The following is a 20,448-nucleotide window of genomic DNA, read 5'->3' on the forward strand; positions in this document are numbered from 1 at the left end:
AAATATTTTGAGCTAATCGCGATCGCCAAGTTAGTTAAAATCTTTCTGAGTAAAAAGAAAATAATCGGTGTTGGTAATAGGTTGAAGTACCCATCCTACGCCACTATAACCGATCGCCCTTGTGCTAGCAGCAAAAACCGATTAACGTTTTTGAAGCTGCAAAGGTTTGCGAGAAAATTGATTTTGTTCTTGAGATGCAAAGCTGTTGTTTGATAAAATTGACAGCGCTCGCGAATAATGAGGATCTTTATTTGTACCTAGCAATCTCGGATCTGAAGCAAGCTGACGTTGCTGAGATGCTGTTAAATCAATTTCTATGTCGGGTATAATTCCCTTTTTATTGATATCGGTTCCTTTAGGAGTATAGTAATGAGCAATAGTAATGGCAACACCCGAACCATCTGCTAGTTCGTGAACTGATTGTACTAATGCTTTACCAAAGGTTTTTGAGCCAATTACAGTTGCTCGCTTGTTATCTTTGAGTGCGCCTGTAAGAATTTCACTCGCACTAGCTGAATTGCCATCAACTAACACTACCAACGGACGATTTGTCAAGGCTGTGCTGTTGGCTTTTGTCAATTCGCTTCCACCTTTACGATCTTCGGTGCGAACAATTGAACCTTCATCAAGCCACATCCGAGCAATTTCAATGCTTGCGTTTAACAAACCACCAGGATTTCCCCGCAAGTCTAATACAAAGCCATCAACGTTACTCGCATTCAATTTACGGATAGCTCGCTGCATTTGTTCTGCTGCATGAGCGCTAAATTCCCGCAAGCGTATATAGCCTACCTGACGATTACCTTCTTTTCTGAGGGTATAACTCACGGTTGGTACTTCAATAGTTGCCCGCGTCAGCTTGACATCAAATGCTTTTTGAGTAAGTCTTCCCAAGCGCAAATTAATAGACGTACCTTCCTTACCTCGAATCAGGTTAGAGGCATCCTCTATTTTCATATTCTTGGTGGATTTTCCGTCAATGGCCAAAATCACATCGCCTTCTTTAACACCCGCTTTTAATGCTGGAGAATTTTCTAAAGCCTCTACAACCGTTAAAAGCTGGGTTTTTTGATTTATCTCCATACGAATACCAATCCCGGAAACTTCCCCAGAAGTCTGAGAAGTAAGAGCTTGATATTCTTGGGGATCCATAAAACGAGTGTATGGATCGCCCAATCCTTTTAAAGTTTGACGAACGGCAACGTAAGCTTGCTCGCGAGAAGTATAATTCTTGCTAAGTAACGTTTTTCTAGCGGTTTGCCAGTCTTGGTTGTTAAATGAACCGTCTACGTACTCGCGATTCACTAATTGCCATACTTGGTCAACAATCGCTTTGGGGCTATCCTGTAGAGCAGCACGAACGGAACGACACCAAACTGGACCAAATACAGACACTGCTGCTGTAGTGGCTATTGCTCCACCAATAACAGCCGATCGCAGTGGCGAGTAACGTTTCGCTGATTGTTTCATGTATATTTGCACTTTGGGATGGTGTTTTTGACAGTTTAGCAATCAGATCGTCGAGAAGCCGATCCGTTTTGCTCGGTTGATATTTGAAACCAAATAATACTTATGTTGGAAATTTTATTAAAACACGCGGCTCTAGCTCTTGATAATAGCTTAGACAAGTTAGTCAATTTCCGACCCAAGCTTAATTCATGATTATGCCACTTTCATCAGTGTCATACTAGCAGCAAATTTTACTTATCATCAAATAGATTATCGCTTAGCTATATTAGTTACATTAACTTTGGATTTTACCCAAGCTACTATTAACCATTCTATTCAGGTTTGCTATGAATCGTAAAGTAAAAAATGACCGATTTTTTCAAAGAAAAAGTCAATATCAAAAACGGTGGCGTTTTTTACAGAAGTTTACGATTGTTGTTAGCCTACTAATTGCTGTCTGGTTATTTTTTACTACTATAACTGTGTTTTTTGCATCTTCCAAACCTGTAGATGCCTTTTTCGTTTTAGGTGGAAGTATTAAAAGAGAAATGTATGTTGCCGAGCTAGCACAAAAAAACCCGCAAATTCCAATTTTAATTTCTAGCGGTTCTAAAGATCCTTGTATTTGGCTGATTTTTCAAAGGGAAACTGCACCAATCGACAATGTTTGGTTAGAAAAATGTGCCGATTCTACTTTTGATAACTTTTACTATAGTATTCCAATTTTACGGCAATGGGGTGTACGTAAAGTGAAATTAATTACCTCTACAACACATTTACCAAGAGCTAAATTAATGGCACAAATACTTCTAGGTTCTCACGGAATGTGGGTTTCTCCTGACATAATTCAAGAACAAGGCATTCCCGGTAATCGCGAGAATAGTTGGAAAACCGCTTTAGATGTCACCCGAAGCATATTTTGGGCACCTATAAGTCAAGTGATCAAACCACAATGTTCCAAAGTCATACAGCTTAATCAAGTGAACTTACAAGAATGGGAAAATCGCGGTTTTAAATGCGAACGTCAAGGGAATTTAAGAGTTAAGAGCCGCTGAAGTTTTGATTTTTGATTGAGAGTTAGGAGTTAGGAGTTAGGAATTAGGAGTTAGAAGTTAAATTATTAACTGTTCCCTGTTCCCTGTTCCCTATTCCCCATTCCCTACTCCCTACTCCCTACTCCCTACTAATTGATAATTGATAATTGACATCGGTACTTTATTAAAATAGTTTTTCTGAAATTCTTCTTCGCGTACTGCTGCGGTAAATTTATCTATTGCGGCTTCTATTTGAGTGGAATTTGGGTTATCTTTTTGGCTAAATATTAAGTAATTATCTTGCGATTTGATTGTAAATCCTAACGCTTTTAAAGCTTGAAAACCTAAATGCAATGTTTGGTCGCTAATAGATAGTTTCTCTAAAAGCTGTATGCGAGTTGGTGCTTGATTTGTACGACACAAATATTTAGCTATCCCTACAAGTTTTAACCAAATTTCTTCCGGTGCTTGATAGTTCGGTTTTGACCATGCTAATGCTAGGGGTTGCTGTTTGTGAAAAGAACGTCTCAAACAGACTCGCAAATCATCCCAACGAGTCGGACATTCTTTAATGATAAGGGGAGTGTCCGATAATGATGGATAGTTATTGGGGGGAAGATTACGCCAGTCTAAAATTGATGAGCAATCATTTAATAGTGGATTTATTGCATTTTCAGCGGCACGTACTGCAATAAGTCGAATTTCATAACGTTTTTTAAAAGTGTTGTAATCTAATTCAACTATACAATCGCATTTTTCCGGTGGTAATTCATCTTTATAATGTCCCCACCAGATGCCAGGAAAACGATTTGTTGTAGAGTCGTCACGAATATAAAATTCTGTTTTAATATATTGAATTTTCTTTCCTTTTGCATCTTGCTGATTGCGATGCCAAGTATTTTCAAACCAACAGTTTTTTATTAATAATTTTGGTACCGGATTACCCATTCCGCAGGGTTCTAATAACTTTAATTCTAAAAATAATTCTTTGCTTAAGTCTGCGACGGTAACTACTAAGTCTGCTTCAACTTTAGGTTGTGGTGTTGTACCTCCGGTTATTTGTCGCAACCGTTGGTTAATTGCTTCTGTAAATAAAGGAATATTTTCTACAGGGATACTCAAACCTGCTGCAAAAGGATGTCCCCCAAAACGATGCAGTAAATGCTCTTGAGCTTTGACTAATTTATATAAATCTACCGAATTTACCGAACGTGCGGAACCTCTTGCCAGGAGAGGGGGAGAGGGGGTAGAGGGGGTAGAAAAATTCATATTCTCCTTGTCTCCTTGTCTCCTTGTCTCCTTGTCTCCCTCTTCCTCTAAAATTTCTGTACTTAATAAAATCGTTGGTCTTCCGGTATCTTGTGCTACTTGTCCGGCAACTAATCCTAAAACCCCTACTGCCCATTGGGGGTCTACTAAAACTATGACGCTGGTGGTTGATAAGTCCATTTGGGAAAGCTTTTGCTCGACGTGTCGAGCTACGTCTTTTTGTAAGGATTTACGCCGGGTGTTTGCTAGTTCGGTTTCTTCTGCTAATTCGCTAACGCGCTTTTGCTCGCTGCTAGTTAGTAGTTCTACGCAAAAGCGAGCATCTCCTTGAATGCGGCTGACAGCGTTGATTCTAGGCCCCAAACCAAAAGAAATATCTGTAGGGCGATCGCCATTTTTCTGGCATAATTCTAGTAGTCTTCCGACACCAGGTCTTCTTCTTGCTGCTGGTGCTTTTTGAAAGTCTTGTTGCAGTTGCTGAATTCCTACTTGTGCTAAATAGCGGCAGTCTCCGCTCAACTGTACTAAGTCGGCTATTAATCCTACTGCTACTAAATCTAATAAATCTTCTAATGGCTGTTGCGGTATTTGTGGAAAGGTTAAATAAAGAGCTTCTACTAATTTATAAGCTACTGCCACTCCGGAAAGATGAAAGAGTTGATGGGAGTCGGGTAAGTTACGGGGGTTTATCAAGGCTGCTACAGGGGGACGTTCGGGGAGTAAGGTGTGATGGTCTGTAACAATAATGTCTATACCTGAATCGTTCGCATAGATAATTTCCTCAAGATTTGTACTGCCAGTGTCGCAAGTAACGATTAGCTGACAGCCTAGCTGTTTAAGATTTTCAATACCGGGAATATTTAATCCGTGGGATTCGGTTAAACGATTGGGGATGTAGTAAGTTAACTGCGTATTTTTCGCAAAAAACTGTCCCAAGCCATCCCATAAAACTGCTGTAGAAGTGATACCGTCAGCGTCGAAGTCTCCCCAAATCGCAACTTTTTCATTGTTATTTCGTGCTTTTTGTAATCTTTCGACAGCAAGCTGCATTTCTTGTCCAAATTCAAAAGGGCTTACTGGCTGATAAATTTGGGGATTAATATGATTTTCTAATTGAGTTTTATCTCTAATTCCTCGTTGCCATAATAATTGTGCGGCAAAGTTTCCTTTTGATGCAGGAATATGTTGCTTGACTAATTCTAAGAACCATTTTGGAGGTTCTTCTGTTGACGCTAGAATCCACTGTTGTTCGGACATAGGATGCGGGGATTTTTACAACGGATTGATGAGAAACCGGGTTTATTAAAGATGACATTCATCTCTAAAATTATATTCTTTTCTATAGAAATCTGGTTTCTGTTGGTTTTTTGAAAATGGTGCTATTTTATTTACCCAACTTCTAACTTATATCAATCTAAAATCCAAAACATAAAATTTTAAATCTAAAATTCTAGTTTTCTTCATCAAAATCTTTTTCTACAGGTGTAATCACAACTTCGCCACCAATCGGTTCTATTTTGCGCGTGCGAATGGGGCTGGAGCGTCTGTAACCGGCTCTTTCTGCTTTTTGATGTTCGTATTCGATTAATCTGCCATAATGCTCGTGCTTGCTCAGATTCATTGATAGAAATATATGTTGCCGTGTATTGCCAAAACCTTTACGGTTGAAGAACTTAACAGCTGGTACGTTGGCTGGATCTGTATCTGCAAGCATGAATCTCGCACCATCTTCAATCATCCGAGCAATAATGCTATCAACTAATTTATCTGCTACGCGACGACGTTGAAATTTTGGGTTTACTCCCAACCATAAAATATAACCATATGTCCAAGATGCTTTAGTAATAATTGTTCCTAAGATGAATCCTGCTAATTCTTCGTCAACTTCAGCAACCAGACAATATTCTGCATCTGTATTATAAAGTCCGATTACTTCCCATTCGTCCCAAGTTCTATATAAATAAGGATATAAATCGCTGGTAAATAATTCTTCCCCTAAATGAAACACCGGCGCAATGTCATCAATTTTCAATTCGCGAACAAATACTGTATTATTATTTTCTAACGGCATAAAATAATTAAGAAGTTACCAACTTAAAGAGGTACTTCTTGAATATTAGCTAAGTTAACTAAGTTACTATCGACACCAGGTAAATCTTGAGATGATTTTTCCTTGGAATTAACAGAAACTCTCTGACAGCGAGAAGCATACTGACAATAATTGCACGTTTTACTGCCTTCTGGCAGTTGAGGAAATTGCTCTCCCTGTTGGTAAGCTTGCAGCCATTTAGTTAACTTGTTTAAAACTTGATTTAATTTCTTTTCAGTTTGCTGATGCTGAAGTGAACTGTAATTAAATTTAATGCTGTGTGGTTTGCTTTCCGATTGCACAAACCAATAAGTCATCGAAATATTTTCTGGTAGATAATCGCTACTTTCTGCCAATACGTACATATAAAGACGAGTCTGCCAATCATTTTGCAGCTTACGTTTGTTTGGTGGTTGCCGATAGGTTTTCCAATCTAGAATTTCTGCTTTTTGTTTATCTGCAATTAATAAATCGTAAATAGCCGTCAGCAAATAGTTTTGTACTTGTAGCGTGCGGAGATGTTCGCTTTCGCGAAAAGTTTCGCTAGCGCTAGCAGGAGTTAAAATATCCGGTGCGGTAATAGCAAAAGCCCTCATCCAAGTTTCTAGTTGACTATCTGTTTGCAAAAAGCTCCTAATTTTCAAACCCATTTCTCGCTGCTGCATCAGTAAGTGAAAGCGACTTCCGAGCAACTGCTTTTCTTCATATTCTGGATTTGTAGGAGGGCGGAGTTGTTCTAAATAAGTATTTTGGAACTTATGGGGACAACTTTCTAATAAGTTAAGCTGCCCTTGAGAAAGTCGTAGTAATTGATTTTGCACGAACATTATGAAGAGTTAGGAATTTTAGATTTTAGATTTTAGATTTTAGATTTTAGATTTCGGATTATAAATTCTACCCCCTCTACCCAATTCCCTATTACCAATTAAAAAATAAAAAGGCAAAAGGTAAAGAAATAAAGTTTCCCTCTACTCTTTTTCCTTTTTCCTTTATATGTACTTTCGTACCTGATGCTTATTTCATGTTAGCTCGCGCATCTCTGACTGCGGCGAAGAAAAACAAAGCTGTGAGCGGAATGCTAATTCCTAAAATAATTGCGGTGTTCTGCATTCCTAAATCTGGTTGCCCTGATGAAAGTTCAAATATCGAACCTACTGATGCAATTGCCGCAATGCAAGAACCCAGCAAAAACAAACCGCTAATCGGTGTCATGTTCATAAGTATTTCCCCCTATACTATTGATTTTACAGCTTGATGGGAAAAACCATTTTTTGATAGCTCTTGTGTCAGTGCCAAAGCGTTTTCGACTCTATCTACGAATACTACACCGTTGAGGTGATCCATCTCGTGTTGGATACAACGTCCGAGTAAATCCCCAGCTTTTAAAGTTTGCGGACGACCATTTTCGTCTTTATAACTAACTTCTACCATTTCTGGACGCTTAACATCCAGGTAAACACCGGGAATGCTTAAACATCCTTCTTGCTCTACGCAAATGTTACCGTAGGATTTTTTAATCACGGGATTAATCAAAATCAACGGTGGATTAGCTGGGTTATCTGGTTCGATATCCATAACAATAAGTTGCTTATGAACTCCCACTTGGGGTGCAGCCAAACCAATACCGTCGCTGCTGTACATCGTTTGCAGCATTTCTCGCGCTAGTTGGCGAATTTCGTCATCCACTTTGGATATGCGCTTGGCAGGTTGTCGCAAAACTTTATCGCCCAAGTAGTGAAGTTGCAAGGGCGGATTTTTTAACTTTTTCTTCTCAACAGCGATCGCAGAGGGCATAGTCTTATAACTCACAAATATCTATAAATGAAATGATTCCGCTTTACTTTATCTTAGCAACTAGGTGGATGGGGAGATGAAGGGATGGGGGATGGGGAGAGGGGGAGATGGGGAGTTTAAAAATACATCCGATAATAGTTGATAATCAATTGTTTTGGTAATTCAATAACATAGTAATCTTGATTAGATAGATAGCTAATTTAACTTAAATGAGATGTCAGTTGTAAATTCAACTGTAAGTATAATATTAACTAATATCTAACCTTAAACCTTAATTACCATATCTATTGAATAATAATGATTGAAGTATGATAATTTCGATTTTACTAATTATTAAATTTTGCAGGGCGGAAACTTGATTGATGGATTTAGCTCGTCTTTCTACCGGAATTATAGGCTTTGATGAAATTCTGAATGGCGGTTTGATGCCAAAGCGAGCTTATTTGGTGCGCGGTGGTCCTGGTTGCGGTAAAACTATTTTAGGATTGCATTTTTTGAATGCTGGTATAGCTAACAATGAATCGAGTCTTTATATCACTTTAGGGGAGTCAGCCGACCAAATTAAAGCTAATGGTGCAATGCTTGGGTTGAATACTGAAGCAATGCATTTTTTGGATTTAAGCCCTGGTGCGGATTTTTTCACTCAAATCCAAACTTATGATATTTTTTTTCCTGCCGAAGTTGAACGGGAACCCACGACTCAAAGAATTATCGAGTCTGTAGAATCACTGAAACCGAAGCGAGTTTTAATTGATTCGATGACCCAGTTTCGCTTTTTATGTACTGATGATTTTCAGTTTCGCAAACAGGTATTATCATTTATCCGTTTTTTATTGAATACCGGTGCAACGGTTGTATTTACTTCTGAAAGTAGCCCGGAAGCTCCCGATAATGATTTACAGTTTATTAGTGATGGGGTAATTCATCTTCATAACTCTTCGGAAGGAAGAAATATTAGCGTTAGTAAGTTTCGCGGTTCTGATTTTCTCGCTGGTTTGCATTCGCTGCGCCTAACTTCGCAGGGAATACGAGTTGCTCCGAAATTACAGCCACAAGTTTTCAAGCAAGAATTTACTCTTCAAGCAATTTCTTCTGGTATACCTGAATTAGATGAATTGCTGCATGGTGGTATCGAACGAGGGACTGTAACAATTTTCACTGGCCCTACTGGGGTAGGTAAAACCACTTTAGGACTTCAATTTATGAAGGAAGCAGCAGGAAGAGGCGAACGTTCTGTAATTTACTCTTTTGAGGAAGCTGAGGAAACTTTAGTAGCTCGCTCTCAAGGTATAAATATTCCGATTAATGCCATGATTGAAAATGGTAATTTGTCGGTTGTCAGAGTAGAATCTTTACACCTTACCCATGATGAATTTGCCAATCAAGTACGTCATGAAGTAGAACAAAATAAAGCTCGGATTGTGATGATTGATAGCGTTGCTGGCTACCGAATTGCTATGCGCGGTGCGGATTTAGCCAGTCATTTGCACGCTTTGTGTAAGTATTTGCAAAATATGGGCGTTACAGTAATTTTAGTAAATGAAACCGAAAATATCACTGGTGACTTCCGCGCTACTGAATTAGGTATTAGTTATATTGCAGATAATATTATCTTCTTACGCTATTTAGAAATATATGGAGAAATGCAAAAAGCTATTGGCGTATTGAAAAAAAGGCTGTCAAATTTTGAAAAAACCTTGCGAGAAATAGAAATAACTCGTTACGGTATCAAGTTAGGTAAACCATTAGTCAATCTGCGAAAGATTCTTAGCGGTACGCCAGAATGGGTAGACCAAAATGATAGCAAAAAATGAATGTCAAGCCTTTAATTTTGACAGTTAGTAGTAATAATCACAATTTGGAATTACTTAATCAATTTTTGAATCGGGAAGGATATCAAGCTATTAGGGTAAGTAATTTAGAGGAATTTAACAGTGCTATGAGTCAATCAACTCAAATCAATTTAGGCTTGATAGATATCACTGGTTTTGATAATAGTATTTGGGAATGGTGCGAACAGTTACGAAATCAACAAATACCGTTTTTAATTATTTCACCTCGCCAAAGTGCTGTAATTGAACAACAATCCCTCGCTCGCGGCGCTAGGAGTATACTAATTAAACCGCTTATAATTAAACAGTTATTTAGTTTAATTAAAAGTTTGTTGGGGGATTTGGAATGAGAAAGGTTTTACTACTCCTCCAACACAAACAGAATAAACTTTTGCTATTTAATTCATTACAAGAAGCAGGCTATGAAGTAATTTCTCTATCTAATGATGATGATTTATTAAATTTGCACAATTCCTTTGATTTGTGTATTCTTGGTCCTATAGCTTTAGATAAATTCATAGATTGGGTAGAAGCAACTAAAAAAGCAGAAGAACCTGTTTTTTTACCGTTTCTTTTAATAACATCCCGTCCAGATGTCAAAATGATCACGCGACATCTATGGAAAACTATTGATGAGTTGATTACTAATCCCATCGAAAAAGTAGAATTGCGGGTACGTATAGAAGCATTATTACAAAGGCGAGAATTATCTTTAAAATTGAAAGCTGCTAACGATAATTTACAACATATTAACGAACTTAAAAGCCGTTTTATCTCAGTTGCATCTCACGAGTTTCGCAATCCCTTGCATATAATTGTAGCCTACGCGCAAATGCTTTATCGTGGAGATGAAAAATTAACCTCAGATAAGAAGAAACAATTATTTACTCGGATCAAAACTTCTGCAAAAAAGATGACTGAGACTTTAGATGATGTTTTAATTTTAACGAAGGGAGAATTGACAAAACAAAAAATAAATTTGCAACTTTTAGATTTACTAGAATTTTGCAAGCAACTTTTAACAGAAATACAAATAGGAGCCGTCAGCAACCATAAAATTAATTTTAATATCCATCATGAACCTACAAAAGTTTATTTAGATGAAAATTTATTGCATAATATTCTTACAAACTTACTTAGTAATGCAATTAAGTATTCACCGTTAAATACGACCATAGATTTTGATTTATATTTTCAGAATACAGAGATTATTTTTAAAATAAAAGATAAAGGTATTGGTATTCCTGAAAAATATCAAGCTAATTTATTTGAGTCATTTCGTCGCGCTTCTAATGTTGGTAAAATTCCCGGTACTGGTTTAGGATTAGCAATCGTCAAGCAATCGGTAGATTTGCACGGTGGTACGATTACGGTTGATAGTGAAGTTGATATTGGTACGATTTTTACCGTTGTTTTGCCGTTAAAGGAAGATAAAGATTTAGCTTAAATCTCGTTACAAGGTTCTACCTTGTAATTCAAATTTGGAAGGCTCTGCCTTACATCAAATCTGGAGGCAGAGCCTCTTGATACATTGTTCCCAGGCTGGAGCCTGGGAACGAGATAAAAGAACAAATGACTACACGATTGAAGCATTACTACTTAATTCTTCCGATTCTGCTTTCATCAACTTTTTTTTATTAGCTTGGCTGCTAAATTCTAAAGATTTTAATTGCTGCAATGCATAACTTTTTTCATCCGGTGATAAATCATCGTTGTTTTCAATAGTCTTTTCGATTTGAGAAAAAAGTGCTTTGATTCGAGGTGAAGCTGCTTCTCGCGAATCTTCTATTTCATTTACAAAATTTGCAACATCACCGCTGGTTTTAGCAAAAACTCCTTCTTGATAATTATCATCACCAATCGAAATTCCCACAGCATCCCCTTGAGGATTGATCGTAATACCGTTATCTTCAGACATAATATCTCCTAGATGTTGATAAGTTTGTATATATAAACTTGGCTTTTGAAGAGCAATTTTTAATATTTCTTCTAAGCTATGAATGCGAGCGTTTGTTTCATTTAACTGAATTAATAAATAAATCAATAAAGCGACTAAAAGATAAAGTAATAAATCTTCCATAGCCTTATGTTGTAATTAAAAGAGAATAATTAACATTAATCAACTCTTTAGCTCAATCTTTAATCGATTTTTTAATGAAATTTTTCAATCATGCCTAATGTTATATATCTTAGAGCTTATTTATAAAGTAAAGGTTAAGGCTTACAATTATCAATTACCCATTACCCATTACCCAAAATTTGAAACCTTCAACAAAGGATTCATAGACTTATTAAATTCACCGTCTTGAAAACTGGCTTCCCAATTAGCAGGTAAACGATGGGGATTGGGATCTTCTGGAGTCGGTATTCGTAAAAATATATAATCGCAATTAATCGGATATAGCAAAGTTTGTGAAGTTATGTTCCAATCTTCTACATAGGCTCCCGTGAGATTAGCGCTTCTTAAATCCGCTTTGTCTAATTGCGAACGCACTAGTTTAGCTCTGGAAATATCGGCGTTTCGCAGATTGGTTTCGTTCAAATTCGCTCCTACAAAGCTGGCATCTTTAAGATTTCCTCCTTGTAAATTAATTCCTCGCAAATTCCAACCGTCAAATATTTTGTTTTGTAAATCTTTGTTGACAACTAACTCGCGCATCTCAGCGTTTTCTAAATAAGTTGTATTTACTGCTGCTAAATGAACCTGTTTAATTTCAAACCAGTTGGTACGTTTGACTTTAGCTTGATTGAAATTAGCGCTTTTAAGTTTGGCTTGGGTAAAATCGGCATCTGTTAAATCGGCATTGCGAAAACGAGTACCGTATTTTGTCATCAGAGAAATAGCAATTTTACGCACAAAATTCTGTTTATTATCTTCAGAAATAGCGCTACAGCCAATGTAAGCAGAGACAATTACCAAGATTACCGATACGACACCAGCGACTATTCCAGCAACGGGATTTACCATCATCGCATACACCGCCACAATACCAGCGATTATTCCTGCTACGATTACGGTTATCATAACCGCGAAAATTCCGGCTATCGCTCCGGTAATAGCGGCTGAAATTGTCACACATACTGCCCCTACCGCAGTAACGATAACCGCTACCGTTCCCGTGGCTACCACCGCGACTATTGGCGCAATTTCCGTAGCTTCCGAAGTTGCCGCCAATCCGCTCCAGACAACGGCTACAAAACCAGCCCATGCCACTGCGGTAACTACTGCTAAGGCGATCGCTACCGCTAAAAATACGCAAGCTGATAGCATACCTTTACGGATACTTAATAGAAAAAATAACGATAGAATAATTAAACTTACTACGCCGACATAAACATTGTCACGGGCACTATCAATTAAAATAAATCCGACTAAAGAGCCACCAACAGCCGACATTAAACCCGATATCGCCGATAGCAGCAGCGAAAAGAAAATTAAAATAATTGCCCAACGGCGCTGCAAACCTGATTTTGTATGACTGAAATTTGCATCTCTAAGAATCGCGTTAGTAAAGTCAGCACCGCGAATGTCAGAATTAGAAAAATCTACACCTGTTAAATCTTGTCCTTTAAATGATTTTCCTCTAAGTTTTGCACGTCGGTATTCTTGAGCCATTTTTTATTGCACGTCAATAGGGGACGTATTTTTTTGACTAAATTTGACTAAATATGAATTATAAACTCGCTCCCGTGTAAAGTCTCAAATTAAAGCCTTTGAGAAAGCTTATTTTTCATACTCTCCAAACCAAGAGACACACCTATTTAAGTTATTTGCTTAGAATCCTACCACAGCAATTTAGTGGTAATCTTCATTTACATATAAAACTGTATCAAATTGCGTGTTATAAATTTTGACAATTATCGAAACCAAATTATTTGTATAATTACTACTCAGTTATATAACCGTTCCCTGTTCCTTATTCCTTATTCTCCCCAACCATATCTAAACAAAATGTTAAATTAATTTTGCACAGGTGCTTATAGGGTTTTCTCTGCTCTAACGTATAGTTAGGACGAAAAATTAATTGTTTTAGGAAAAGTTACAGTAAAAGTAGAACCCTCTGTTGGCTTTGAGACTAATTCAATTTTTCCGCTTAATAATTTAGTCAACTTATCAACAATAGCCAATCCTAAACCATTGCTATTTTGAGAATCAGTGTCTTCTGAGCTAACTCGAAAGTAAGATTCAAAAATTCTACTTTGAGCTTCTTTACCGATACCAATTCCTGTATCGGCAACAATAATTGACCATTGCTCATTGTTATTATTAAGGCAAGTTATTGTAATAGTTCCCGAATCAGTATAACGAATAGCGTTGCTGACTAAATTCGTGATAATTTGCTGTAACCTTAAGGGATCGCTTGTTATTTGTTCGGGAGCGCGATCGCAATATAATATAACTTCCAGGTTTTTCTCAACCGCAGCAGATTGTAGAGCTTCTATAACCATTTGGATATGCGATCGCACATCTATTGATTCTAAATTTAGCTTTATTTTCCCTGATTCGTAGCGAGATATTTCTAAGGTATTGTTAATTAGGCGTAATAGTTGTCTGCTATTTTTTATTACCTTTTCGATAAACCGTAAATTGAGAGATTTATCTTGCCCTTGAGTCAATTCTTGCTGTTGTTTTAATAATAATGACGAAAAACCCATTATTGAGTTAATAGGAGTTTTTAATTCGTGTGCCAAATGAGAGACGTTTTCTTTTTGCATCCCCACTAAGCGCGTTAATTCTTGATTATTTAGTAATAATTGTGATTGTAATTCGTGTAGCTCCTGTAACCGCGCTTCAACATAACTCTCTAAAGATAAAGAGATAATTTGGTCTATAACTGAGTCAAGAAATTCAACCGTTTGCAATATTTCATTACCAGAGCATAAAAGCAAATCCGGTTTTAAAACAGCAAAAATGACCTTCCGTAATAAACGGTATTCATACAGGATTTCAGTAATATCGTAGCCTTGTTCGGCTCTAACAAATCCGTGTTCTAAACTTTTATATTCTAACTTTTGCGGTTGATTACTTAAGGATTGTGTAAGTAAAGTCGCAAAAGCTTCTAAGACAACAGGAATGCTGTTACGTACCGAATTATAGGCAAGACTTTTAGAACTTTCTATATTTTGATTTTCGCGAATAGCTTCAACCCAGGTGTCAACTATAGTCTCAGTTTTAGCTAATAATGTTTTACCGAGGTCTTTGCTCACAGGGAATCATTGGGGTACATGATTATAAAAGTAGAATAATATTGCTGGTAATGTATGTCAAAAAAATTATTCTTCATAATATAGCCGCAAAACCCGCAATATTAACTAGAGACTTTACACATACGAGTATTTACAATAAATCATTCCTGCATTTTTACTTCCTGAGGCAGCGTGTTTAAGTTCCTGACTAAGTTAGATTACCTACTCAAAGAAACTTTTTTAGGTTTGCAGCGGGGTGGGTGGATGAATTGGGCTGCTGTAAGTACTGTTGCGGTACTACTATTTTTGTTCGGTATTAGTTTACAAACTTCTTGGCAAGTTGAAAAACTGCTTTATCAATTTGGTTCTCAATTAGAGGTATCGGTATATCTCGAACCCACAGCACGTGGGAAAACTATTGAAACCGCCATCGCGCAAATGCCGGAAGTCGCTACAGTAAAAACCATTACTAAAGAACAAGCCTGGACGAAATTAGTTCAAGAAATGGGAATCTCCGATATTACAGGTGCTACCCAAGAATTAGATGGAAATCCTTTGGTAGATGAAATTAAAGTAAAGGCAATAAATTCTCAAGTTGTACCAGATTTAGCCACTAATTTAGCTAAAATACCAGCCGTAGATACGGTACAGTACGTCGATGAAGCAGTTAGACGCATCGCCCAATTACATCGAGGTTTAAATTGGGTGACGTTAACAATTACCGTAATTTTGACATTAACAGCAGTTGCCGTCACCAGCATTACGATTCGTTTGGTACTAACAGCACGGCGGCGAGAAATTGAAATTATGCAGTTAGTAGGTGCAACTTCAACCTGGATTTATTTACCTTTTATCTTGCAAGGAATTACATGCGGCATATTAGGTGGTGCAGTAGCTTGGAGTTTTATAAGTCTTGTGCAACAGCTTTTAAACAAAATGCTAGCCAATCAACCCGAATTTATTCAATTTCTTACCAACGGTTTACAGCTTACATCCTTACAAATCTTATTACTACCAGTCATTCTCTTAAGCTTCGGTGCAACGGTAGGATTGATAGGGAGTTTATTCGCACTACGACGAGCGTAAGGGAGTTAGGAGTTAAGAGTTAGGAATTAGGATTTATAAATCCAATCTTCATAACTGGTTACTGATAACTGTTCACTGATAACTGATAACTGATTTATGAATTCTCAATGGAATGCTTTATTAAAAAATCTTGGTGAGTGGCAAGGCTCTTTTACTCGTTTATCTCCCCAAGGTGAATTATTAGGTGATACCAAGAGTGTTGTTTCTCTTGAAGGTTTGAATAATAATCAAACGATTCGTCAAACTATCGGTTTGGATGAAAATGAAAAAGTTTTGGAATATAGTTCCCTGGGAAAGGGAGTTTTATTCTTTGAAAATGGTGCGTTTTCTCAAGGCTCTATTCAATTAGCGCCGTTTTCTGAGTTTGGCGCTGAGTTTGGTTTTATTCATGGCTCACGCCGTTTACGTGTAGTACAGCTTTTTGATAAAAATCTCAAATTAGATTCGTTTACTTTGATTCGCGAGCATCTTGCTCAAACTCAATCTTCACAAAATCCTGTTTTAACGGTTGATGCTTTGTTAGGTGAATGGGTTGGTGAAGCTGTAACTATCTATCCCGATTTACAAAAGCCTGATAGTTATTCAACACAAATGCATTTACAGCTTAATAATGGGAAATTAACTCAAAGTCTAAGTTTTGCGAATCGCACTATTACTTCTACTGCTACACTCAAAGATTCCATTCTATTATTTGAACAAAATCAGGTACAGGTTTTACTGCTTCCCGATGGTGCTTCTGTTACTTCTCCCTTTCAAGCCCAATTACGTCAACCTTTATTTTTAGAAGTCGGTTGGTTAATTAACCCCTATTTACGTCAGCGGATGATTCGCAGCTACAACGATAAGGGGGAATGGGTTAGTTTGACTTTAGTTACTGAAAGGAAAGGGTAATTAGTAATTGGTAATTCTATCAAAGGTTTTGATTGAGCCTAATCGTCTTAATTTATTGCTAATTGCAAATCAATTTTATAATCAATTTGTTTTTTACGTTTTTAAATAAAATTTTCCAACTAGTTCAAAAAATGGGCGTTTTTTGGTATTATCATATAATGGGATGTATATAAATTTTTTAAAGCAATCAATATTTCCATTATATAAAGCTTCTTAAAACATAATACCATTGTTGTGGTACTTATAATTATAAAAATTTTTCGGTTTTCAATAATTAAAATGCTTAAATATAGGAAAAACTTGAATCTTCTTCTGTTCCCCGTTCCCTTAAATCAAAGAACAATTAGATTGCAAAGCTTTCTCTAACAGAATTTGATATTCCTCATCATCAATAGAGAAAGCACCAAAGCGTTCTAAATGAGGATTCATCATCTGAGCGTCAAAAAAGACAAACTGCCTTTGACGCAATCTTTCTACCAACTTAACCATAGCGACTTTCGAGCCTTCGGAAATATTAAAAAACATTGATTCGCCAATAAAAGCCCCACCAATAACAATTCCTAAAATTCCTCCTGCAAGTTCATCGCCTTGCCAAGTTTCAAAACTATAAGCCCAACCGCTTTCATTTAATGCAAAATAAATATCTTTCAACTCCTCAGAAATCCAGGTAGAGTCTCTATCTGCACATCCATCGACAACCGCTTTAAAATCGCGATTGACTGCAACGGAAAATCGCTCTTGGTTGATAACTCTCCTCAAAGACTTAGGAAAATGGAATCTGTTATCTAAAGGAATTAAAGTGCGATCGCGACTGCCATACCATCCCAAGTGATTATTTTCATCAGCCATGAGAAAATAGCCTTGGGAGTATCCTTGGATAATAGCAGCGACATCATATTGCATATAATTTACTTTTCAGTCTTCAGGTAGCAATTTTCAGGTTTAAGCATATGATTTCTCGGATTCCCTATTCCCTACTCCCTACTCCCTACTCCCTATTCCCTGTTCCCTGTTCCCTTTTAAAAATAAATAAAAAAATAAAAAAGATGACTCAACCAATTCCACCAATAACTTTACCACCAGCGGAAAATCCTCAACAAGAAGGAGAATGGTTGCTTTCTCGCTTACATTCCTTTTTAGATGAAGAATTTCTTCCAGAAACTATTAATCAAGATATAGCCCAACGTGCGGCGCAAATTTTTGTCCGACAGCGTATGGAAGGGGAAAATGATTTAGGAGAATTAGTACTTGCTATCGTCACTGAAATGCAAGCCTTTGACTTTTCCGAAAGCTTCTATGGAGAGTTTGCAATTGCCAACGCAGTCAGCGATTTACTTTTAGAAAGTTTGGGAATTGATAAATGTTGCGGACAGTGAATACAAGTTAGGAGTTAGGAGTTGAGAGTTAGGAGTTGAGAGTTAAGAGTTATGAATTGAAGTTAATAGTTCTGAGTTAGGAGTTTTTCCTTAATCTGGATTGAATTCAAGATTAAAATCTCTTACATTTTTGTTGTAAAAATTCCTCGGATATCACATAAGGCAATAATGACAAAAATAGTGCTTGATATATCCTTGGTCTTTGCAACTCCTAACTCCTAACCCCTAACTCTTAACTCCTAACTCCTAACTAAATAAACCTACCAGCTAGACTTAACTACTCCAGGCAATAACCCTTTGTGTGCCCAGTCGCGCAAAACGTTACGGCATAATCCGAAGTCGCGGTAAACAGCGCGGGGACGACCAGTAGCCCAACACCGGTTCATACGCCGGTTTGGTGCGCTGTTACGAGGTAAGCGCTGAATTTTGCGATGAATTTCTAGCTTTTCCAAAGGATCTGCTGTTTGTCTAAATTCGTCTAACAAATCTTGACGCTTATCCCAATACTTATCTACCATCTTGGCGCGTTTTTTTTCGCGCTCTACCATAGCTTTTTTAGCCATAAAATTCCGAATTACCTAATTATTTTTGAACAGCATTTCTTATTCTAACGAACTGCACTACTTATGACATCAATATTTGCATTTTGAGGATAAATTTTTGGTGCAGTAGGACATAAATCGGCTAACTCGCATTCTTGACAAGCTGGATTTCTGGCTCTACACACAGCACGACCGTGATAAATCAGCCGAATCGACCAATTTTCCCAGTCTGCTTGCGGTAATAATTTCATTAAATCCCTTTCAATCCGAACTGCGTCTTCATGCTTTGTTAAACCCAATCTTTGGCTTAAACGGCTGACATGAGTATCAACCGTTACCCCAACATTAAGACCAAAACCATGAGCCATAACTACATTTGCCGTCTTCCGCGCTACCCCTCGCAGCCGCAATAGTTCTTCCATTGTTCGAGGGACGTTTCCGCCAAACTCTTCAACTATCATTTGGCAAGCGGCTTTAATATTCTTGGCTTTATTCCGATAAAATCCTGTAGAACGTACCAAAGTTTCAAGTTCTTCAATTGGTGCATTTCCCAAACTTTGAGCATCAGGAAATTGACGGAATAACTCCGGTGTTACTTTATTCACTCGTTCGTCAGTACATTGAGCAGAAAGAATCGTTGCCACAAGTAGCTGTACCGGCGTTGAGTAAGTTAAAGAGCAAGTTGCATCTGGATACAAACGCTTGAGGCGCACCAAAATACAGTGCGCCCGCTGCTTTTTACTAGAAAACTTCTTACCGTCAGTGCTTACCCCAATAAATTTTTCACCCATTCCAACTGGCTGGTTTCCTTAACTATGAGCAAAATTCCTATTCCTAAAAGTAGCACCAAACCAGTTTGCATTACACCTTCTTGAATGCGATTGGGTAAGGGCTTACCGCGCACTCCTTCAATTAATAGAAAAGCGAGTTGTCCGCCATCTAAAGCCGGTAAAGGCAAAATATTGATGAAAGCTAAGTTGATGCTAATTAATGCTGCGAAAAAGAACAAACTACCAGTGTCATTTTGAGCAATACTCGCACCAATTTTGACGATTTTAACTGGCCCAGCCACTTGACCGGCTGTTTCACCAAAATTTGTAACTAATTTACCAAAACCTTGAACTGTTTGATAGATAATATTTTGAAACTGAGTTGCGCCGACGCTAAACGCTTCTACAATATTTTCGGTTGCGCGACGCTCTACTTTGCCATTAGGAGACAAACCAACACCGATACTACCTCCACCAGGTTTAGCTTCGGGAACAACTGTTATATTCAGATTTTGCTCTTTCCTCTCAATCTTTAATTCAATTGCTTCCCCTGGATGATTTTTGATAACGTCTCTTAACTTTTCTATCTCTTGCAAAGATTGACCAAACTCAGTACCATCTGCTGCTAAAATCACATCTCCGGGCTTAATTCCAGCTTCTGTAGCTGCATTGCTAACTTGTGGAGCAAGTTCTTGAATTAAAACACCCGGTAGAGGCGCTTCCGGTATTCCCACAAAAGCAACCTGAGAAACCAGCAGAAAATAAGCAAAAATTAAATTTGCTATCACTCCAGCGCTAATTACAATCGCTCTATCTAAAACCGGACGATTACGCAGCAAATTTGGGTCATCTGGTTCAATTGTACTGTCGGGGTCATCATCCGGAAACCCAACAAAACCACCCAACGGAAAAGCACGTACCGCATACTCAGTTTCAGGCCCCTGATACTTTAAAAGTACCGGCCCAAAACCCAACGAAAAGCGATTAACATGAATACCTTGACTCCTCGCTGCAATAAAATGTCCTAACTCGTGGACAAAAATTAGTACAGCCAACACTGCGATCGCCGCTAAAACTGACATAGAAAATTTGTGAATTTATTTAAACTATACATTTCTTTATTTTAAAG

At 37.6% G+C, this 20,448-nt stretch carries 20 protein-coding genes; 7 read left to right on the forward strand and 13 right to left on the reverse strand.

The genetic code is table 11. The annotated features are described in order from the left end of the window. Positions 1-141: 141 nt before the first annotated feature. Positions 142-1,470 (reverse strand): carboxyl-terminal processing protease CtpB, encoded by a 1,329-nt coding sequence (gene ctpB / locus ACM03V_RS00830; RefSeq protein ID WP_414618844.1) that lies wholly within the window; start codon positions 1,468-1,470, stop codon positions 142-144. A 326-nt stretch (positions 1,471-1,796) separates the two neighbouring features. Between ctpB and ACM03V_RS00835 the strand changes: the two genes are divergently transcribed. Beyond that, positions 1,797-2,504, forward strand: a complete 708-nt coding sequence (locus tag ACM03V_RS00835) for a YdcF family protein (protein ID WP_414618845.1) — start codon at positions 1,797-1,799, stop codon at positions 2,502-2,504. Between the two features lie 111 nt (positions 2,505-2,615). Here the strand turns inward: ACM03V_RS00835 and ACM03V_RS00840 are convergent, their stop codons facing one another. The 5 genes from ACM03V_RS00840 to def all read right to left on the reverse strand — a co-directional run bounded on the left by ACM03V_RS00840 (position 2,616) and on the right by def (position 7,635). Beyond that, positions 2,616-5,009 carry a single-stranded-DNA-specific exonuclease RecJ gene (locus ACM03V_RS00840; protein ID WP_414618846.1) on the reverse strand — a complete coding sequence of 798 codons (2,394 nt, stop codon included), beginning with the start codon at positions 5,007-5,009 and terminating at the stop codon, positions 2,616-2,618. Between the two features lie 193 nt (positions 5,010-5,202). Next, positions 5,203-5,823 carry a GNAT family N-acetyltransferase gene (locus ACM03V_RS00845; RefSeq protein WP_414618847.1) on the reverse strand — a complete coding sequence of 207 codons (621 nt, stop codon included), beginning with the start codon at positions 5,821-5,823 and terminating at the stop codon, positions 5,203-5,205. Positions 5,824-5,846: 23 nt separating this feature from the next. After that, positions 5,847-6,668, reverse strand: coding sequence for a PD-(D/E)XK nuclease family protein (locus ACM03V_RS00850; RefSeq protein WP_414618848.1), 822 nt, complete (start codon positions 6,666-6,668; stop codon positions 5,847-5,849). A gap of 187 nt (positions 6,669-6,855) precedes the next feature. Further along, the gene (locus ACM03V_RS00855) at positions 6,856-7,059 is read right to left on the reverse strand and encodes a hypothetical protein (protein ID WP_414618849.1); all 204 of its coding nucleotides are present in this window, start codon (positions 7,057-7,059) and stop codon (positions 6,856-6,858) included. A gap of 12 nt (positions 7,060-7,071) precedes the next feature. Beyond that, on the reverse strand, positions 7,072-7,635 hold the full coding sequence (def, locus tag ACM03V_RS00860) for a peptide deformylase (protein WP_414618976.1): 564 nt from the start codon (positions 7,633-7,635) through the stop codon (positions 7,072-7,074). 362 nt (positions 7,636-7,997) lie between these two features. Here def and ACM03V_RS00865 point away from each other — a divergent pair, with 362 nt between their 5' ends. Genes ACM03V_RS00865 through ACM03V_RS00875 form a run of 3 tightly spaced genes read left to right on the forward strand, consistent with a single transcriptional unit; the run spans position 7,998 to position 10,914 of the window. Next, positions 7,998-9,449 carry an ATPase domain-containing protein gene (locus ACM03V_RS00865; protein ID WP_414618850.1) on the forward strand — a complete coding sequence of 484 codons (1,452 nt, stop codon included), beginning with the start codon at positions 7,998-8,000 and terminating at the stop codon, positions 9,447-9,449. After that, positions 9,446-9,817: a response regulator gene (locus ACM03V_RS00870; RefSeq protein ID WP_414618851.1), complete on the forward strand. Its 372-nt coding sequence runs from the start codon at positions 9,446-9,448 to the stop codon at positions 9,815-9,817. Before ACM03V_RS00865 ends, ACM03V_RS00870 begins: the two co-directional genes overlap by 4 nt. After that, on the forward strand, positions 9,814-10,914 hold the full coding sequence (locus tag ACM03V_RS00875; protein ID WP_414618852.1) for an ATP-binding protein: 1,101 nt from the start codon (positions 9,814-9,816) through the stop codon (positions 10,912-10,914). Before ACM03V_RS00870 ends, ACM03V_RS00875 begins: the two co-directional genes overlap by 4 nt. Positions 10,915-11,043: 129 nt before the next feature. Here ACM03V_RS00875 and ACM03V_RS00880 read toward each other — a convergent pair whose 3' ends face one another. The 3 genes from ACM03V_RS00880 to ACM03V_RS00890 form a co-directional block, all read right to left on the reverse strand. Continuing rightward, positions 11,044-11,547 carry a hypothetical protein gene (locus tag ACM03V_RS00880; protein ID WP_414618853.1) on the reverse strand — a complete coding sequence of 168 codons (504 nt, stop codon included), beginning with the start codon at positions 11,545-11,547 and terminating at the stop codon, positions 11,044-11,046. Between the two features lie 168 nt (positions 11,548-11,715). Continuing rightward, a complete protein-coding gene (locus ACM03V_RS00885) occupies positions 11,716-13,083 on the reverse strand; it encodes a pentapeptide repeat-containing protein (RefSeq protein WP_414618854.1) in 1,368 nt (455 codons plus the stop codon). A 392-nt stretch (positions 13,084-13,475) separates the two neighbouring features. Further along, positions 13,476-14,675 (reverse strand): sensor histidine kinase, encoded by a 1,200-nt coding sequence (locus tag ACM03V_RS00890; RefSeq protein ID WP_414618855.1) that lies wholly within the window; start codon positions 14,673-14,675, stop codon positions 13,476-13,478. Between the two features lie 171 nt (positions 14,676-14,846). Between ACM03V_RS00890 and ACM03V_RS00895 the strand changes: the two genes are divergently transcribed. Both ACM03V_RS00895 and ACM03V_RS00900 read left to right on the forward strand, forming a co-directional pair. Then, positions 14,847-15,740, forward strand: coding sequence for a cell division protein FtsX (locus ACM03V_RS00895; protein ID WP_414618856.1), 894 nt, complete (start codon positions 14,847-14,849; stop codon positions 15,738-15,740). A gap of 96 nt (positions 15,741-15,836) precedes the next feature. Further along, positions 15,837-16,631 (forward strand): DUF3598 family protein, encoded by a 795-nt coding sequence (locus ACM03V_RS00900; protein WP_414618857.1) that lies wholly within the window; start codon positions 15,837-15,839, stop codon positions 16,629-16,631. A gap of 327 nt (positions 16,632-16,958) precedes the next feature. On the opposite strand, the gene aat is transcribed toward ACM03V_RS00900, so the two are convergent. Continuing rightward, the gene (gene aat, locus ACM03V_RS00905) at positions 16,959-17,534 is read right to left on the reverse strand and encodes a leucyl/phenylalanyl-tRNA--protein transferase (RefSeq protein ID WP_414618858.1); all 576 of its coding nucleotides are present in this window, start codon (positions 17,532-17,534) and stop codon (positions 16,959-16,961) included. Between the two features lie 143 nt (positions 17,535-17,677). Between aat and ACM03V_RS00910 the strand changes: the two genes are divergently transcribed. Further along, positions 17,678-18,007, forward strand: coding sequence for a hypothetical protein (locus tag ACM03V_RS00910; protein WP_414618859.1), 330 nt, complete (start codon positions 17,678-17,680; stop codon positions 18,005-18,007). Positions 18,008-18,267: 260 nt separating this feature from the next. Here the strand turns inward: ACM03V_RS00910 and rpsN are convergent, their stop codons facing one another. From rpsN to rseP, 3 genes are read right to left on the reverse strand one after another with little or no spacing between them, the layout of a single operon-like run. Next, positions 18,268-18,570 carry a 30S ribosomal protein S14 gene (gene rpsN, locus ACM03V_RS00915; RefSeq protein ID WP_414618860.1) on the reverse strand — a complete coding sequence of 101 codons (303 nt, stop codon included), beginning with the start codon at positions 18,568-18,570 and terminating at the stop codon, positions 18,268-18,270. A gap of 44 nt (positions 18,571-18,614) precedes the next feature. Next, a complete protein-coding gene (gene nth, locus ACM03V_RS00920) occupies positions 18,615-19,340 on the reverse strand; it encodes an endonuclease III (protein WP_414618861.1) in 726 nt (241 codons plus the stop codon). Continuing rightward, positions 19,316-20,401, reverse strand: a complete 1,086-nt coding sequence (rseP, locus tag ACM03V_RS00925; protein WP_414618862.1) for an RIP metalloprotease RseP — start codon at positions 20,399-20,401, stop codon at positions 19,316-19,318. The genes nth and rseP overlap by 25 nt, the downstream gene beginning before the upstream one ends. Between the last annotated feature and the right edge of the window lie 47 nt (positions 20,402-20,448).

It is taken from the genome of Calothrix sp. CCY 0018, assembly GCF_963920925.1.
Taxonomy (GTDB): domain Bacteria; phylum Cyanobacteriota; class Cyanobacteriia; order Cyanobacteriales; family Nostocaceae; genus Rivularia.

Coding starts and splice junctions, on each gene's coding strand:
- rpsN (WP_414618860.1), bottom strand. CDS start 18,570: ATGGCTAAAAAAGCTATGGTAGAGCGCGAAAAAAAACGCGCCAAGATG.
- ACM03V_RS00885 (WP_414618854.1), bottom strand. CDS start 13,083: ATGGCTCAAGAATACCGACGTGCAAAACTTAGAGGAAAATCATTTAAA.
- ACM03V_RS00910 (WP_414618859.1), top strand. CDS start 17,678: ATGACTCAACCAATTCCACCAATAACTTTACCACCAGCGGAAAATCCT.
- def (WP_414618976.1), bottom strand. CDS start 7,635: ATGCCCTCTGCGATCGCTGTTGAGAAGAAAAAGTTAAAAAATCCGCCC.
- ACM03V_RS00850 (WP_414618848.1), bottom strand. CDS start 6,668: ATGTTCGTGCAAAATCAATTACTACGACTTTCTCAAGGGCAGCTTAAC.
- ACM03V_RS00855 (WP_414618849.1), bottom strand. CDS start 7,059: ATGAACATGACACCGATTAGCGGTTTGTTTTTGCTGGGTTCTTGCATT.
- ACM03V_RS00840 (WP_414618846.1), bottom strand. CDS start 5,009: ATGTCCGAACAACAGTGGATTCTAGCGTCAACAGAAGAACCTCCAAAA.
- ACM03V_RS00865 (WP_414618850.1), top strand. CDS start 7,998: ATGGATTTAGCTCGTCTTTCTACCGGAATTATAGGCTTTGATGAAATT.
- ACM03V_RS00835 (WP_414618845.1), top strand. CDS start 1,797: ATGAATCGTAAAGTAAAAAATGACCGATTTTTTCAAAGAAAAAGTCAA.
- ACM03V_RS00900 (WP_414618857.1), top strand. CDS start 15,837: ATGAATTCTCAATGGAATGCTTTATTAAAAAATCTTGGTGAGTGGCAA.
- aat (WP_414618858.1), bottom strand. CDS start 17,534: ATGCAATATGATGTCGCTGCTATTATCCAAGGATACTCCCAAGGCTAT.
- rseP (WP_414618862.1), bottom strand. CDS start 20,401: ATGTCAGTTTTAGCGGCGATCGCAGTGTTGGCTGTACTAATTTTTGTC.
- ACM03V_RS00875 (WP_414618852.1), top strand. CDS start 9,814: ATGAGAAAGGTTTTACTACTCCTCCAACACAAACAGAATAAACTTTTG.
- ACM03V_RS00845 (WP_414618847.1), bottom strand. CDS start 5,823: ATGCCGTTAGAAAATAATAATACAGTATTTGTTCGCGAATTGAAAATT.
- ACM03V_RS00880 (WP_414618853.1), bottom strand. CDS start 11,547: ATGGAAGATTTATTACTTTATCTTTTAGTCGCTTTATTGATTTATTTA.
- ACM03V_RS00870 (WP_414618851.1), top strand. CDS start 9,446: ATGAATGTCAAGCCTTTAATTTTGACAGTTAGTAGTAATAATCACAAT.
- nth (WP_414618861.1), bottom strand. CDS start 19,340: ATGGGTGAAAAATTTATTGGGGTAAGCACTGACGGTAAGAAGTTTTCT.
- ctpB (WP_414618844.1), bottom strand. CDS start 1,470: ATGAAACAATCAGCGAAACGTTACTCGCCACTGCGATCGGCTGTTATT.